Origin of the sequence: Nocardia stercoris (genome assembly GCF_003696265.1) — a bacterium.
Classification (GTDB): Bacteria; Actinomycetota; Actinomycetes; order Mycobacteriales; family Mycobacteriaceae; genus Nocardia; species Nocardia stercoris.
The window spans coordinates 20354-35485 of sequence record NZ_RFFH01000001.1 but is presented as its reverse complement, the minus strand read 5'-3'; the positions used below and the strand labels follow the sequence as shown (position 1 = coordinate 35485).

Here is a 15132-nt window from a genome sequence, read left to right as displayed (position 1 = left end):
ACGGCTTGTGGTCAGACCCGCCTCACCAGTCGGCTTTCCACAGATACAGCGAGCCGTGGGTTCCACCGGAGGCGAGCAGCCGCCCGTCCGGGCTGAACGCGGCCGCGGTGACCAGCGTGCGGTCCGGAATCACCAGCGGCTCCCGCGCGGCCCGCCGGTCCGACACGTTCCACAACCAGATCCGGCCGGCCCCCGACGACACCGTGTTGTCACCACCGAAACTGGCCAGAACCGAGCCGCTGCTGTTGAACACGAGGTTCGCCGCCTCGACCCCGGGCATCTGCATCGACCCGACCTCGGCGCCGGTCCTGGTGTCCCACAACCGGATCGCGCCCTCGGAGTCGCCGGTGGCCAGGATGCTGCTCGACGGCTGGAAGGCAGCGCAGTACACCCCGGCCGAGCCCGCGATCTCCCACTCGCTGATCACATTGCGGGAGTGGACGTCCCAGATGGTCACCACGTTGCGGCCACCGTCGGTGCGCGGCAGCACACCCGCCAGCTGCCCGCCGTCGGGGCTGAACGATAAGCGAGATGCCTTCTGCCCGAACGGATCCCCGAACGGGTGCAGATCCGTCGAGTCGTACAACTGCACCGAGCCGTTGGCCACCACCGCCAGCACCGACCCGTCCGGGCTCGCGGCGACCCGCGAGACCGCGGCCTTGGTGAACGCCTGATCTCCGACCGGCTGCAGCACGCCGCCCTGAATTCCCCAGTGGCGCACCGTGCCCAGGATGTCGCAGGCGGTCAGCCGGTCACCCGCCGCCGAATAGCCCAGGGAGGCGATCGTGCCGCCCTCCGGCGGGACCTCGGTCCGCTGCCGGTCCCGCACCCCGAAGATCTGCAGGACGCCCATGTCCGCGCCGACCGCCAGCTGCGTACCGTCCGGACTGTAAGCCAGCGCGCGAATCCCTTGCGTACGACCGGTATCCAGCTTCACCGGGGCGAGCGCCGGCGCGGTCGACACCGGCTCGGTCCCGGCGGAAGACTTGCCGCGCACCACGATCGCGCCCACCCCGCCGACCGCGGCGATCGCCCCCGCGGCCAGCGCCGCCCGCAGCAGATTGCGCCGGCCCAGCTGGGAGCGATGCCGGCCCCCCTCCGGCGGCCGGCTGCGGGTGCGCTCGGCCGACACCCGCGTCCGCTCGGACCGCAGCACTTCCACCCCGCTCGGCACGTCGAATCCCCCGGGCGGCAGCAGATATCGGCCGGTGTCACCACCCGTGTTCGGCCGAATCGGCGGGCTGCCGGTCACTTCCGGCGACGGCGTGACGGCTTCCAGTACAGCCCGGGCCATTTCGCCACAGCTGGCGAACCGGTCCAGCGGATCCTTGGCGAGCGCGGTGACGATCACCTCGGTCAGCCCCACCGGCAGCTCCGGCCACAGATCGCACAGTCGCGGCGGCGACTCCTGCAGATGAGCCGCCATCAGCGCCGCCTGATCCACATAGGTGTACGGCAACTCGCCGGTGAGCAACTGATAGAGCGTGACACCGAGCGAGTAGACGTCCGACCGCTGATCGACGATCTCGCCGCGGAACCGCTCGGGTGCGGTGTAGGCGAAGGAACCGCCGATCGAGGAGGCGGTGGCCGCGGCGTGCAGACTGGTGGCGAGACCGAAATCGCTGACCAGCGCCCGCTCCACGCCGTCAGGGTCGACGGTGACGAGAATGTTGGCGGGCTTGACATCTCGGTGGATCACACCCATCCGATGGGCGTGGTCGAGGCCGCGCGCGGCCTGCTCGATCAGGTCGGCCGCGCGGGCCGGGTCCATGCCGCCGCAGCCGGGCGGCACCAGCGCCGCGGCGTCGCAGCCGTCGACGAAAGGCATGGACAGCCAGAGATATTCGTCCTCGGGGCTGTTACGGTCCAGGACCGCAACGATATTGGGGTGTTCCAGCCGGGCCGCGACCGCGGCTTCGCGGTCGAATCGGGCCCGGGCGGCCGGTTCGGCGGCCAGACTCTCGTTGAGGACCTTCAGCGCCACCCATTTCTCGAGCCGTGGATGCTGCGCCAGATACACCACGCCCATGCCGCCCACCCCGAGCAGCCGTTCGATCCTGTACCCGGCGAATGCCGAGCCCGGCGCCAGCCGCACCACGCCTCCTGATCCGACGCCCGGGCAACGCCGTTCGAAACCCGGCTACCGCCGGCCCCCAGCCGTATCCACTTCTGCAGTAGCGCTCCGCATGATATACAGCTCGACGGCGACGTGCGAGCGGATCTACCGGCCGTGACGCCGCTCATAAGCGGCGCGCTCGGCGGCGGCGCGCTCGCGTTCCCGGGCGTCCGCCAGAGCCGGATCCAGACCGTGCGCCACGAGCCGATGCCGGCGGTACACGTACATCAGGGCCACCGCGAAATAGATCAGCGGCAGATACAGCAGCGCCATCATGGCCAGGCCCATCCACAGCGGACCCGGGATCAGCAGGAACAGGCACAACGGCGCGAGAATCGGGATGAGCAGCCGCATCAGGTACCGCCGGGCGGCACCCGGGCCGGTGAGGTCGCGCAGGACCCAGTCCGACATCGAGGCCGGCAGGGTCCCGCCGCAGATGTAGCGGATGCGCTGCGGCAGTGACGGCTTCATGCCGGGCTGCCCAGCGCCTCGGCCCGGCCGGCGACGACGCCGGTCAGGATCGTGCGCGCGGTGGCGAGCAGTTCGGCGACCTCGGGCGAGGTGAGCTCGTAGGTCACCGACAACCCGTCCCGGTGCGCGATCACCAGGCCGGCGCGGCGCAGCACCGACAGTTGCTGGGACAGATTCGCGGCCTCGATCTCGATGTCACCGAGCATCTCGGACACCGCGTGTGGCCGCCGGCTGAGCAGTTCGAGGACCCGGATGCGCACCGGATGCCCCAGCGTCTTGAAGAACTCGGCCTTCATGCGATACAGCGGCTGTTGCGACGACGGCATCTCACTCCTCCCGCCGGACCCGTGCCCGAATAGCGTACTTGCATAGATTAGCAAGCAGGCGACGCAGCCGCGCCGCCGGGAATGCCGGGGCACCGGCCGCGGGTTGATCTCCGCTGACCGACCCTGCCACCCGGGAAGAAGGCCGCCATGCCCACGCCCACCACGATGCGCGCCGTCCAGCTCACCGCGCCCGGACCCGTCACCAACCTGCGACCGACCACGCTGCCCGTCCCGCCGGACCGGGACGGCTGGGTCCGCATCCGTGTCGAGGCGTTCGGCCTCAACCGCTCCGAACTGAAGCTGCGACTCGGCGTCAGCGTGGGCGTCACCTTCCCGCGGGTGCCGGGCATCGAGGCGGCGGGCGTCGTCGACGCGGCGCCCGCCGGCAGCGGACTCGCCGTCGGGCAGCGCGTCGTCGCCATGATGGGCGACATGGGCCGCACCTACGACGGCGGCTACGCCGAATACACCTCGGTACCGCTGTCCCAGGTCATCCCCGTCGATACCGATCTGCCGTGGGAAGTGTTGGGCGCCTTGCCCGAAATGGTGCAGACCGCTTACGGCTCGCTCACCGTCGGCCTCGATCTGCGGCCCGGCCAGACCGTCCTGATCCGTGGCGGCACGTCCTCGGTGGGTCTGGCCGCCGCCGCCCTCGCCCGCTGGCGCGGCGCCACGGTCCTGGCCACCACCCGGCGGCCCGAGCGGCTGCAGACGCTGCGCGAGCACGGCGTCGACCATCCCGTCCTCGACACCGGTGCGGTCGCCGCCGCTGTGCGCGAGCTGTACCCCGACGGCGTGGATACCGCCCTCGACCTCGTCGGCACCCCGACCCTGCCCGATACGCTGCGCGCGGTCCGCGTGCACGGCACGGCCTGTTTCGGCGGCAGCCTGTCCAACCAGTACACGGTCCGCGACTTCTCCCCCAACGAGTACCTGCCCCGAGGCGTGCGGCTGGCCGGCTACTTCGGCGACGCCACCGACCTGCCACCGCACGTGTTCCAGGAGATCCTCGACGCCGTCGCCGCCGGCGAACTCACCTTCCCGGTGGACCGCGTCTACGACGGCCTGGAGCAGGTACCCCGAGCCCACGACGATATGGAGAACGACCGCGCCACCGGCAAACTCGTCGTCCGCGTCCGGCACTCGCCCGACACCGCGGCGTCGATCACCGAGAACTGATCGGCGACAACGAATCCGGCGGCCTCCGCAGAGACCGCCGGACGACAACCACCGCCGGAATCAGCCAGCGACCGGAATCTCGTTGTGCAACAGCGCACTCGGCGCCGCCAGCACCCGGTCGGAGACCAGCGCGCGGCGCCGGGTGGCGGCGATCCCGCCGAAACTCTGGGTGATCGCGGTCAAACGGGCCGCGTAGTGGCTGATCGGCGATTCGAACGTGACCCCGATACCGCCGTGCAGCTGGATGATCTCCTCGGCGACCCGGCGGGCATTGGTGGCCACGTAGACGAACGCGTCGTCGAGCGCGCCGTGCACGTCGACGGTGCGGTCTTCCTCGTAGGCCTCCACCATGGCGGTCGCCCACAGCGCCATCGAGCGGGCCATCTCCGCGTCGGCGTACAGGTCGGCGGCCCGGAAGTTCAAGGCCTGGAAGGTCGACAGCGGGACACCGAACTGTTTGCGCGTCTTCAGATAGGCGACGGTGTCGCGGATCCCGGACTCCATCAGGCCTACCGCCTCGGCGCAGATCGCCGCGCGCGCCCGGGCGTAGGCGATGCCGAGCAGGGCCAGCGGATCGCCGGGGGTACCCATCAAACGTGCCGGGGTGCGGTCGAATTCGATCCGCGCCGCCCGCGACCAGTCCACCGTACGGCCGCCGGTGCGGGTCGAGCCGGCCGCGCCGGGCTCCACCACGTAGACCCCGGTCCCGTCCGGGCCGGTCGCGGTGACCAGCAGCACCGTCGCCTGCTCACCGTGCGCCACCGGCGATTTCACGCCCGTGAGCACGAATCCGGCGCCGTCGGGTTCGGCTGTCACCGTCCGATACGAGTTCCAGGACCGGCCCGGTTCCGCGTGCGCGACCGCGAAGATCTCGCCACCGGCGGCCAGGCGCGGCAGCAGCTCCGAGCGGTCCTTGACCCCGCCGATCTCGCCGATCAGCCACGCCGGCAGAAAAGTGCCCTCCAGCAACGGTTCCAGCGCGGCGTGCCGGCCCAGCGCCTGCATGGCGACGTACGCCTCGACCGGGCCCGCCCCGACCCCGTCGTACTCCTCGGCGATCGGCAGGGCGGTCAGGCCCAGGTCGATCATGGCCCGCCACACCACATCGCTCCAGCCGGACGGTGTGTCCGCCGACGCGGCCCGGAAGCCGGGGACGTAGTGCTTGGCGAGCATCGCGTCGGTGCTGTCCAGCAGCAGGTTCTGATCTTCGTCGAGTTCGAGATTCACGCCGCCTCCGTCACAGTCCGAGGATGGTCTTGTCGATGATCTGCCGCTGGATCTCGTTGGTACCACCGAAGATCGACAGCTTGCGCATGTTCAGGTACTCGGTGGCGGCCACCGCGTCGGCGACCAGATCCACGCCGCCGGGGGCGAGTGCCTGGGCCAGGTCGACGAGCAGCGAGTCCGAGCCGGCGGCGTAGACCTGCAGCGCGGTCACTTCCTGCAGCAGTTGGGTGCCGCGCAGTTTCAGCAGCGACGACACCGGGCTGGCGACACCGTTCTCGGATTCGCCGGTGACCCGCAGCTGGGTGGCCTCCAGCGCCAGCATGCCCAGCTTCACATCGTGCAGCCGGGAGCGGAACTCGGTGTCGTCGGCCAGTTTCGCCTCCAGCAGGTCGCGCACCCGCGCCTGCCCGACCAGGTCGGTGAACATGGCCTGGCTGGTGCCCATCTGGGCAATGCTGTTGCGCTCGTTGCCCAGCAGGAACTTGGCGTAGGTCCAGCCCTTGCCCTCCTCGCCGACCAGGTTCTCGGCGGGGACCCGGACGTCGTCGAAGAAGAACTCGTTGACCTCGACACTGCCGTCGATCAGTTTGATCGGCCGCCGTTCGATGCCGGGAGTCTTCATGTCCAGCAGCAGGAACGAGATGCCCAGCTGCTTGCGCGGCGCCTTGGGATCGGTGCGGGCCAGCAGGAACATCCAGTCGCCGTACTGGCCGAGCGTGGTCCACGTCTTCTGGCCGTTGACGATGTATTCGTCGCCTTCGCGCCGGGCCGTGGTCTTCAGCGAGGCCAGGTCGGAGCCCGCTTCGGGTTCGGAGAAGCCCTGTGACCACCAGATGTCGAGGTTCGCGGTGGCGGGCAGGAAGCGTTCCTGCTGCTCCTGCGAACCGAATTCGGCGATGATCGGGCCGACCATGCTGACGTTGAACGCCAACGGCAGCGGCACGCGGGAGCGCTGTAGTTCGAGGGTGTAGATGTGCTGCTGGGTCGGATTCCAGCCTCGGCCACCCCACTTTTCCGGCCACAGGGGTGCCGCGAGCCCGTGCTTGTTGAGGATGCGCTGGGAGTCGATGTGGTCCTCGCGAGTGGTCAGCCCGAGCTGACTGCGCCGCCGCACCTCGGCGGGCACCTCGTTGTAGAGCACCTCGCGGATGCCGTCCCGGAACTTGGCTTCTTCGGCGGTGAGCTCGAGATCCACTGCTGGGCCTCCTCGGCGGTCGTCGACTTCCATGCAGCTCAACAAACAGTGCATTCGTATCGTGTGCTCTGAATCCGTACAGCGGGGACCGCACCCCTGGAGCAAACAATCGGGCGCTGTGGCCGCGACCTCCATGGTCGCCGGTCGACCATTCGATACTACTCATTCACGACAAACGCCGAGTAGATCTCGGTGCGGCGCGGTGCGATCGAGCATCCACTAGGCAACCGACCAGGAGTGCCGCGAAGTATTGCCGATACCGTGGGTATCAGTTACCGTGGATCGCAAGGGTGACGTGCGGCACATGCCCGATCGCCGCCGCGTCCCGGGCGATTCACCAGGAGGCACCGATGACGCTGTCTGTTCCAGACCGTTCCACATTCTTCGGCGCGGACTACCGCGACAAGCTCGAACTGCTGTCGGAAGGGTCCGTCAACCGCAAGTTCGACCCCTACCTCGACATCGATTGGGACAGCGAGGCCTTCCGGATCGACCGCGACGACCCGCGCTGGGTCCTCGACCCCGAGCTCGACCCGCTGGGCGCGACGCAGTGGTACCGCAGCCTCCCGCAGTCCCGCCAGATCGAGATCGGCCGGTACCGGCTGGCCAACGCGGTCCGCGTCGGCGCCGCGTTCGAGAGCATCCTGATCCGCGGCATGATGCAGTACATCTTCAAACTGCCGCACAACACACCGGAATTCCGGTACTGCCTCCACGAGATGACCGAGGAGTGCAACCACATCCAGATGTTCCAGGAGCTGGTCAACCGGATCGGCGACGACGTCGAGGGCATGCGGCCGATGTTCCGGCGGCTCTCGCCGTGGATCGGGGTGGCGGGCGGCTACGCCCACACCATCCTGTTCATCGGCATCCTCGGCGGCGAGGAACCGATCGACCACTACCAGAAGGCCCTGATCCGGCAGGGCGTCGACCTGCCGCCCGCCGTGCTGCGCACCATGCAGATCCACATCGCCGAGGAGGCGCGGCACATCAGCTTCGCGCACGAATTCCTCAAGGTGCACATCGAGCGGATGAGCCCGGCCGGCCGTGCGGTCTGCTCGGTCGCGTTCCCGATCGCCATGGCCTGGCTGGTGAACGAGATCATGGCGCCGTCGAAGTCGTTCGGCGAGAAGTTCGGCATCCCGCGTGAGGTGATGCGGGAAGCGTTCTGGAAGTCGCCGCAGGCGCGCAAGATTCGCGCCTCGTACTTCGACGACGTGCGGACCCTGGTCGACGACCTCGGTCTGCTGAACCGGCCGGCGAAGCTGCTGTGGAAGGCCTTCGGGTTGAGCGGGGACACCTCGCGCTACCGCAGCGAGCCCGCCCGCCGGGCGGCCTGACGCCATCACACCCTTGCGTGACGTCGATAGTGACATCACCATGGTGTCATGGATCTGAGCGACTACACCACACGGCTACGCGAGAACCTCATCGCCGGAGCGGCGGTGGGCGACGAGAACACCCAGCGCGCCGCCGCGGCACTGGCCACCGCGACGGAGAACTCGTCCCGGCTGGTGCTCATGTCGGCCCTGACCGACCTGGCCACCGAGATCAACGCCGCCGTCGGCACCGACCTGGTACAGATCAGCGTCGACGGCACCGACGTGCGGCTGCGGGTCCGCACCGACGACCGGGCCACCGGCGGCAACCAGTTCGACCGGATGGCCCGCGACCTCGGCGACGCCGCGAAGAAGGTCGCCGACGCGGTCTCCGAACGGGTCGCCCAGGCCGGCGACAACAACTCGTGGGGCTTCGTCTGGCCCACCCCGGAAACCGTGGGCGAACTGCGCAAACAGTGGCGCACCGCCACCTCGCCGCCCGAACCGGCACCCGGCGAACCCGGCGCCTGACCCGTCAGCTCTCGGCGCGCTTGGCCCGCGCGCGGCGCTTGCCCTCGTGCATCGCCTGCACCCGGGCCACCGGGATGGTATGCCCCTCCGCCACCAGATCGGCCGGAAGAGGCTGCGGCGCGGGCATTTCCGCATCACCCGCGGTGGCCGTGTCGAGCCGGGACAGCGCGGTGCGCACCGTGAAATCGGCGGGAGTCACCTCGGACAGCGCCGCCCACGAGACCGGGAACGACACCGTGGTGCCCGGCCGGATCCGCGGACTGTACGCGGCCGCGAGCGTGGCGCCGCCCGCCCGAGTGGAATCCAGGAACACCTTGCCGCCCCGGTCTTCCCGGATGAACGCGGTCGTCGCCACGTCGGGGTCCAGGCGCTCGGCCCGCGCGGCCAGCGCGCGCGTGGCGGCCGCCGCGTCCGCCATATCGATGCCCCCCGCCACGGGGATCAGGATGTGCACCCCTTTGGCCCCACTGGTTTTCACCCCACCGGCCAGACCCGAATCCGCCAGCGCGGTCCGCACCAGCTCGGCGGCACGCACCACGGCGGCGAACGAATCACCCTCGGGCGGATCGATATCCAGCACCAGCGCGGTCGGATACTCCGGCTGATCCGCGGTCACCAGCGGCACATGGAACTCCACCGCACGCTGATTCCCGAACCACAGCAGCGTGCGCAGATCGTCACACAACGCGTAATCGATGTTCCGGTGCGAGGTTTCGGCCCACCACCGCACCCGCGGCACCCACTCCGGGGTGTACTTCGGCAGATTCTTCTGCATGAACGGCGCCTGCCCCGGGCGCACCCGCAGCACCGAGAGCGGCCGCCCGCGCACCGCGGCGAGCAGCCGGTCCGCGACCGCCTCCAGATAGTCGATCAGGTCCCGCTTGGTCGCGCCGGCCCCGTCGAACAGCTCCGCGTCCAGATTGGTCAGCTCGACCCCGGCACGTACTTCGTCCGCTGGCATGGGTCCACCCTGCCCGGTCGGCCACCCGGGGTCAACGCGATCCGCGTCCCGGGCGGCCGGCGACCAGGTCAGGCCATGGTGCCGCCGCTCACCGTCTCCAGGACCGTGATCAGCGCGGGGATGTGGTCGGCCAGATAGAAATGGCCGCCCGAGTAGGTGCTCAACCGGAACTCGCCGCTGGTGTGCTGCTCCCAGGCAGCGGCGTCCTCGACCGGCGCCTTCGGGTCGCTGGTGCCGATGTGCGCGGAGATCGGCGTGCGCACCGGGTCACCGGCGACGTACCGATACGTCTCCGCCGCAACGTAATCGCTGCGGATCGCCGGCAGGCTCATCCGCAGGATGTCGGGGTCCGACAGCGCCGCGGCCGCTGTCCCCTCCAGCGACCGGATCTCGGCGATCAGGCCCTCGTCGTCGCGCAGGTGCACGCCCTCGTTGCGGTGCCGCGAGGGCGCCCGCCGGCCCGACACCACCAGCGCCCGCGGCTCGATCCCCCGGGCTTCGAGCCGCCGCGTGACCTCGAACGCCAGAGTGGCGCCGAGGCTGTGCCCGAACAGCGTCACCGGCTTGTCGGTCAGCGGGACAAGCTGTTCGGTGACCAGGTCGGCCAGCTCGGGCATGTTCTCGATCCGCGGTTCCAGCCGGCGGTCCTGCCGGCCGGGGTACTGCACCGAGAGCACATCGATGCGCGGCGCGAGCGCCCGCGAGATCGGCAGGAAGTAGCTCGCCGCACCACCCGCGTGCGGCAGGCACACCAGGCGGGCCGGCGCGTCCGGCGCGGGGGTGAACCTGCGCATCCAGAGGTTCGTCGATTCCGTTGTCGTCATTACCTTCTCCGGTTCATGCCGATGGTTCTGCGATGTTCGTACGATGCTGCCGGTCCGACCGCTGCAGCCAGGATTCCAGCGCCTCGGCGGTCACGCCGGAGTCCGCGCCCACCATCGAGAAGTGGTCGGCGTCGACCGGCAGCACGGTGACCTGCGGTGACAACGGTTGTGCCAGCAGGGGTTCGGGGACCTCCGCGGCGGCGGTACCGTCGGTGAAGAAGGGCTTGCGGCACTGCACGAGCAGGGTGTCGCACCCGACGTCGTCGCGGATGAACCCCAGGACCAGGGAGAACCAATACTGCATCGCGGTCAGGTTCACACCGTTCATCGAACCGGTCGCGGCGATGTTGTCGACCATCGCTCGTTGCAGCTGCCGGCGTTGCAACGCCCACGATTCGACCGTGAAGGTATCCAGCAACGCGACCCCCGCCGGGGTCAGGCCGTGCGCGGCACCGAGCACGGCCGCCGTGGCGTTCGCGACATGTCCACCCGCCGAGTGCCCGGCCAGCACGAAGGGCTCGTCGCCGACGATCTCCGCGACCCGGCGGGCGAGCATCTCCAGCGCGATCTCCGGCGACTCGGGCAGCACCTCACCGGGCAGGAACCCGTGCAACGGAACGCTGGACACCCTGCGGATCCCGGCGAAGTGCGCGGCGAGCCGCATGTGCTCCTGCACGCCGCCGGTGTACACGGGAGTGCACAACAGCACCAGATGGGTGGGCGCCGGCCCCGACGCGAGTTCGATCGTCCGGGCCGGCGGCAGGTCGTCGAGACCGAAGGTGGGGCGCTGCGCCGCGACCGCGGTCAGCAGGTGCTCGGCGTCGTCGACCTGCCCCGATTCCACCGCCTTCCGGTAGATCTCGACCAGCACATCGGCGGCCGGATTCGCCGGCCCCGGTGTGAAACCGGCTCCCGCGGTCAGACTTTCGCGCAGGAAACGGGCCAGCGTCGCGGTGTCGCGGCAATCGAAGATCGCCACGATCGAGATATCGAGGCCCAGAGCGGCATTCAACCGGTTACGCAACTGCACGGACGTGAGGGAGTCGAACCCGGCATCGAACAGGCGGATCGTCTCGCCGGTAGCGGGTAGCGCCAGCACTGCGGAGATCTGTTCCAGGACCAGCGCTTCCAGTGCCTGCTCCTGCTCGGCCGCCGGCAGTGCGGCGAGCCCTCGGACGAACTCGCGCGGGTCGGCGGCGCGGGCCACTCGGCGCCGCGTGCCGGTCACCGCCCGGCGCTCCGGCGCCGCACTGTCCGGCGGCCGGAGATCGTCGGCGGTGCTCGCCACGACCACCGGCCGGCAGCGCACCGATCCGATCGACAGGACCGGATCTCCCGCTCGATCCACGACGTCGACCGCGACTCCGGATTCCCCGGACACGATCCGGGCCCGCACCGCGTCCGCCCCACCGGCGAACAGGCGCACGTCGGCCCACTCGACCGGCAGCAACGGCGCATCGCCCGCCTCGACACCGGCCACCGTCGTCGCGACCTGCAGCACCGCGTCCAGCACCGCCGGGTGCAAGCCGTAGCGGTCGGCGCCGCTGTCGGCGGGAACGGACACCTCGGCGAACACCTCGGTGTCGCGGCGCCACAATGCCCGCACGCCACGGAACAACGGCCCGTAACGGCGCCCGGTCGCGGCCATCCGATCGTAGAAGTCGTCCACCGGCAGCTGCTGGGCATCGGCCGGCGGCCACGCCACGGGCTCGGGTGCGGTGCCGTCCGCCGCCGCGCCCAGCACTCCCCGGGCATGCGGTGTCCAGGCGCGCGCGGCACCGGTCTCGGTGCGGGAGTGGATCGCGACGGTGCGGTCCCCCCGGTCGCCGGCCGGGCCGACGATGATCCGCAGGTGCACGCCGTCGGTCCGAGGAAGCACCAGCGGTGTCTCCAGGATCAGTTCCCGCAGCACACCGCAGCCGACCTCGTCACCGGCCCGCACCGCCAGCTCCACGAACGCGGCGACCGGCAGCACCGCCGCCCGGCCGAACCGGTGGTCGGCCAGCCACGGCTGCGCCGGTAGCGACACCCGGCCGGTCACGATCAGGCCACCGGAATCCGGTGTGGAAACCACCGCGCCGAGCAGCGGGTGGTCCACGCCGTCCAGGCCCAGCGAGGCAGCGTCACCGGAGTGGGCGGTGGCGTCCAGCCAGTACCGGCGATGCCGGAAGGCATACGTCGGCAAGTCGACTCGCCGCGGCGCACGACCCGGCCACAGCTGCTTCCAGTCCAGGTCCACACCGGCAGTGAACAACTCGCTCAGGGCGCGCAGCGCGGCACGAATCTCCGTCCCCGCCTGCGGAACCGATGCCTCGTCCGAACCCTGACCGGCCGGGTCCGTCGACGCGGGAACGGCCGCCCGCGGCTTGCGCAACACCGGCACCACGAGGGCGGGACCGGCCACGCTCTCCGAAATCAGTGCGCTCAGACCACCATCCGGCCCGGCCACCACGAAAGTGCCTGCACCCGCGGCCTGCAACGACCGCATGCCGGCGGCGAACCGGACCGTCTCGCGCACCTGGCGCACCCAGTACTCCGGCGTCGATACCTCCGCACCCGCCGGCGCACCGGTCACAGTGGAGATCAACGGAATCCGCGGTTCGGCGAAGGACAGTCCGGCGGCAACCGCACCGAACTCGGCCAGCATCGGTTCCATAAGCGGTGAATGGAACGCGTGCGACACCCGCAACGGCGTCACCCGGTGCCCGGCCGACCGCAGGGCTTCCGCGGCGGCTGCGATCGACGCGGCGCGACCCGAAACCACCACCGCCCGTGGACCGTTCACCGCGGCGATCGCGGCGTCCGAGCCCAGATCGGTCAGGACACCCTGTACCGCTGCTTCGCCGGCGGTGACCGCGACCATGGCCCCGCCCGCCGGCAACGCCGCCATCAACCGGCCGCGCGCAGCCACCAGAACGACAGCGTCCTCGAGCGACAGCACTCCTGCCGCGTGAGCGGCCGCGATCTCACCGATCGAATGACCGGCCACCAGAGCCGGGGTGACGCCCCACGCCGACAACAGGCGGTGCACACCGACTCCGACCGCGAACAATCCGGCCTGCGCGACCATCGTGTCCTGGACCAGCGATTCGTCGCTGCCCCACAACACTTCCCGCAGCGCCGCACCGAGCTGCTTCTCCAGCAGGGTCACCGTCTCGTCGAATGCCGCGCCGAATACCGGGAAGGCTTGCGCCAGCTCGCGGCCCATACCGGCCCACTGCGCACCCTGACCCGGGAACACCAGCGCTACCTTGCCCGCGGCAGGGGCCGAGCCTCGAACCACCGCAGCGTCGTCACGTCCCGCGGCGAGCGCGTCCAGCCCCCGCAGCAACTCCGTCCGATCAGCACCGAGCACCACCGCACGATGCTCGAACCGCGCCCGGCTCGACACCAGCGACCACGCCACCGACGCGGCAGCCAGCTCGGGACGTGCCGACACGGACGCGGCGAGCCGGGAAGCCTGCTCCACCAACGCCTCCGGAGAGCGCGCCGATATCACCCAGGGCGTCGTCCCGGCGCTGGGGATGTCCGCGACGACCCCGTCCGGCGCCGCACCGGCTTCCTCCTCGACCGGGCCGTATTCCGGCGCCTGTTCGAGGATGACGTGCGTGTTGGTCCCCGAGATACCGAAGGACGACACACCGGCCCGCCGCGGACCCTCGCTCTCCCACGGCCGCTGCTCGGTCAGCAACTCCACCGACCCCGCGGACCAATCCACATGCGTCGACGGCCGATCCACGTGCAACGTCTTCGGCAACACACCGTGCCGCATCGCCTGCACCATCTTGATCACACCACCCACACCAGCCGCAGCCTGGGCATGACCGATATTCGACTTCAACGACCCCAACCACAACGGCCGCCCCGCTGGACGGTCCTGACCGTAGGTCGCCAACAAGGCCTGCGCCTCGATCGGATCACCCAACGTCGTGCCGGTCCCGTGTGCCTCCACTACATCGACATCCGCCGCCGACAGACCCGCATTCGCCAGCGCCTGCCGGATCACCCGTTGCTGCGCAGGCCCGTTCGGCGCCGTCAAACCGTTCGACGCACCATCCTGATTGACCGCCGAACCACGCACCACCGCCAGCACTCGATGGCCGCGACGCCGCGCGTCCGAGAGCCGTTCCACCACCAGCACACCGACACCCTCGGACCACCCGGTCCCATCCGCCGCCTCCGCGAACGATTTGCACCTGCCGTCGGCGGCGAGCCCACGCTGCCGCGAGAACTCGACGAACACTTCGGGAGTACTCATCACGGCGACGCCACCGACCAGTGCCAGCCCGCATTCACCGGACCGCACCGCGGCCGCAGCCTGGTGCAGCGCAACGAGACTCGACGAACACGCGGTGTCCACCGACACCGACGGCCCCTCCAGCCCCAACGTGTACGAGACCCGGCCCGACACGATCGAACCGGTCGCGGCGTTCATCGGATAGTCGTGATACATGGCGCCGACGAACACGCCGGTATTACTGCCCTGCAACGACTTCGGATTGATGCCCGCGTCCTCCAGAGCTTCCCACACCGTCTCCAGCAGCAGGCGCTGCTGCGGATCCATGACGATCGCCTCACGCGGACTGATCCCGAAGAACCCGGCATCGAACAGGCCCGCGTCGTGCAGGAAACCACCCTCGCGCACATACGATTTCCCGACCGCGTCCGGATCCGGATCGTAGAGCCGCGCCACGTCCCAGCCACGATCCGACGGGAACTCGCTGACCCCGTCCCGGCCGTGCAGCACCAGATCCCACAGCTCCTGCGGGGAGGTCACGCCACCCGGGTACCGGCAGCCCATACCCACGATCGCGATCGGCTCGGATCGGGCCGCGATCAGCTCCTCGTTGGAGCGCCGCAGGACGGTGTTCTCCTTGACCGACTTGCGGAGCGCCTCGACCACTTCGTTCATAGACAAAGACATGTGAACTCTTCCGTCAATCGAGGTTTCCGAGGACCTGCTGCACGAGACTCTCCGCGTCC

10 protein-coding genes and 1 pseudogene are annotated in these 15132 nt (G+C 69.9%); 3 read left to right on the top strand and 8 right to left on the bottom strand.

The genetic code is table 11. From position 1 onward, the window contains the following. Positions 1–22: 22 nt before the first annotated feature. From EBN03_RS00060 to EBN03_RS00050, 3 genes are all read right to left on the bottom strand, one after another. Positions 23–2095, bottom strand: coding sequence for a WD40 repeat domain-containing serine/threonine protein kinase (locus EBN03_RS00060; protein ID WP_147471415.1), 2073 nt, complete (start codon positions 2093–2095; stop codon positions 23–25). 126 nt (positions 2096–2221) lie between these two features. Continuing rightward, on the bottom strand, positions 2222–2587 hold the full coding sequence (locus EBN03_RS00055; RefSeq protein WP_122185791.1) for a DUF5313 family protein: 366 nt from the start codon (positions 2585–2587) through the stop codon (positions 2222–2224). Beyond that, entirely contained in the window at positions 2584–2913 is a 330-nt protein-coding gene (locus tag EBN03_RS00050) for an ArsR/SmtB family transcription factor (RefSeq protein ID WP_122185790.1), read from the bottom strand. The genes EBN03_RS00055 and EBN03_RS00050 overlap by 4 nt, the downstream gene beginning before the upstream one ends. 147 nt (positions 2914–3060) lie before the next feature. Here EBN03_RS00050 and EBN03_RS00045 point away from each other — a divergent pair, with 147 nt between their 5' ends. Further along, positions 3061–4092 carry a zinc-binding dehydrogenase gene (locus EBN03_RS00045; protein WP_233608003.1) on the top strand — a complete coding sequence of 344 codons (1032 nt, stop codon included), beginning with the start codon at positions 3061–3063 and terminating at the stop codon, positions 4090–4092. Between the two features lie 60 nt (positions 4093–4152). Here EBN03_RS00045 and EBN03_RS00040 read toward each other — a convergent pair whose 3' ends face one another. Next, positions 4153–5319: an acyl-CoA dehydrogenase family protein gene (locus EBN03_RS00040; protein ID WP_122185789.1), complete on the bottom strand. Its 1167-nt coding sequence runs from the start codon at positions 5317–5319 to the stop codon at positions 4153–4155. Positions 5320–5329: 10 nt separating this feature from the next. Beyond that, positions 5330–6514 (bottom strand): acyl-CoA dehydrogenase family protein, encoded by a 1185-nt coding sequence (locus tag EBN03_RS00035; RefSeq protein WP_122185788.1) that lies wholly within the window; start codon positions 6512–6514, stop codon positions 5330–5332. A gap of 350 nt (positions 6515–6864) precedes the next feature. Between EBN03_RS00035 and EBN03_RS00030 the strand changes: the two genes are divergently transcribed. Both EBN03_RS00030 and EBN03_RS00025 read left to right on the top strand, forming a co-directional pair. After that, complete coding sequence (locus EBN03_RS00030; RefSeq protein ID WP_122186652.1) at positions 6865–7854, top strand: AurF N-oxygenase family protein; 990 nt, start codon at positions 6865–6867, stop codon at positions 7852–7854. Between the two features lie 48 nt (positions 7855–7902). Further along, positions 7903–8364 (top strand): hypothetical protein, encoded by a 462-nt coding sequence (locus EBN03_RS00025; RefSeq protein ID WP_122185787.1) that lies wholly within the window; start codon positions 7903–7905, stop codon positions 8362–8364. Positions 8365–8368: 4 nt separating this feature from the next. Here EBN03_RS00025 and EBN03_RS00020 read toward each other — a convergent pair whose 3' ends face one another. From EBN03_RS00020 to EBN03_RS00010, 3 genes and pseudogenes are all read right to left on the bottom strand, one after another. Beyond that, the gene (locus EBN03_RS00020; protein ID WP_122185786.1) at positions 8369–9325 is read right to left on the bottom strand and encodes a DNA polymerase domain-containing protein; all 957 of its coding nucleotides are present in this window, start codon (positions 9323–9325) and stop codon (positions 8369–8371) included. A 68-nt stretch (positions 9326–9393) separates the two neighbouring features. Next, positions 9394–10149: a thioesterase II family protein gene (locus EBN03_RS00015; RefSeq protein ID WP_122185785.1), complete on the bottom strand. Its 756-nt coding sequence runs from the start codon at positions 10147–10149 to the stop codon at positions 9394–9396. Positions 10150–10417: 268 nt separating this feature from the next. Further along, a pseudogene (locus EBN03_RS00010) lies at positions 10418–15073 on the bottom strand (beta-ketoacyl synthase N-terminal-like domain-containing protein); the annotation flags it as partial. Positions 15074–15132: the final 59 nt, after the last annotated feature.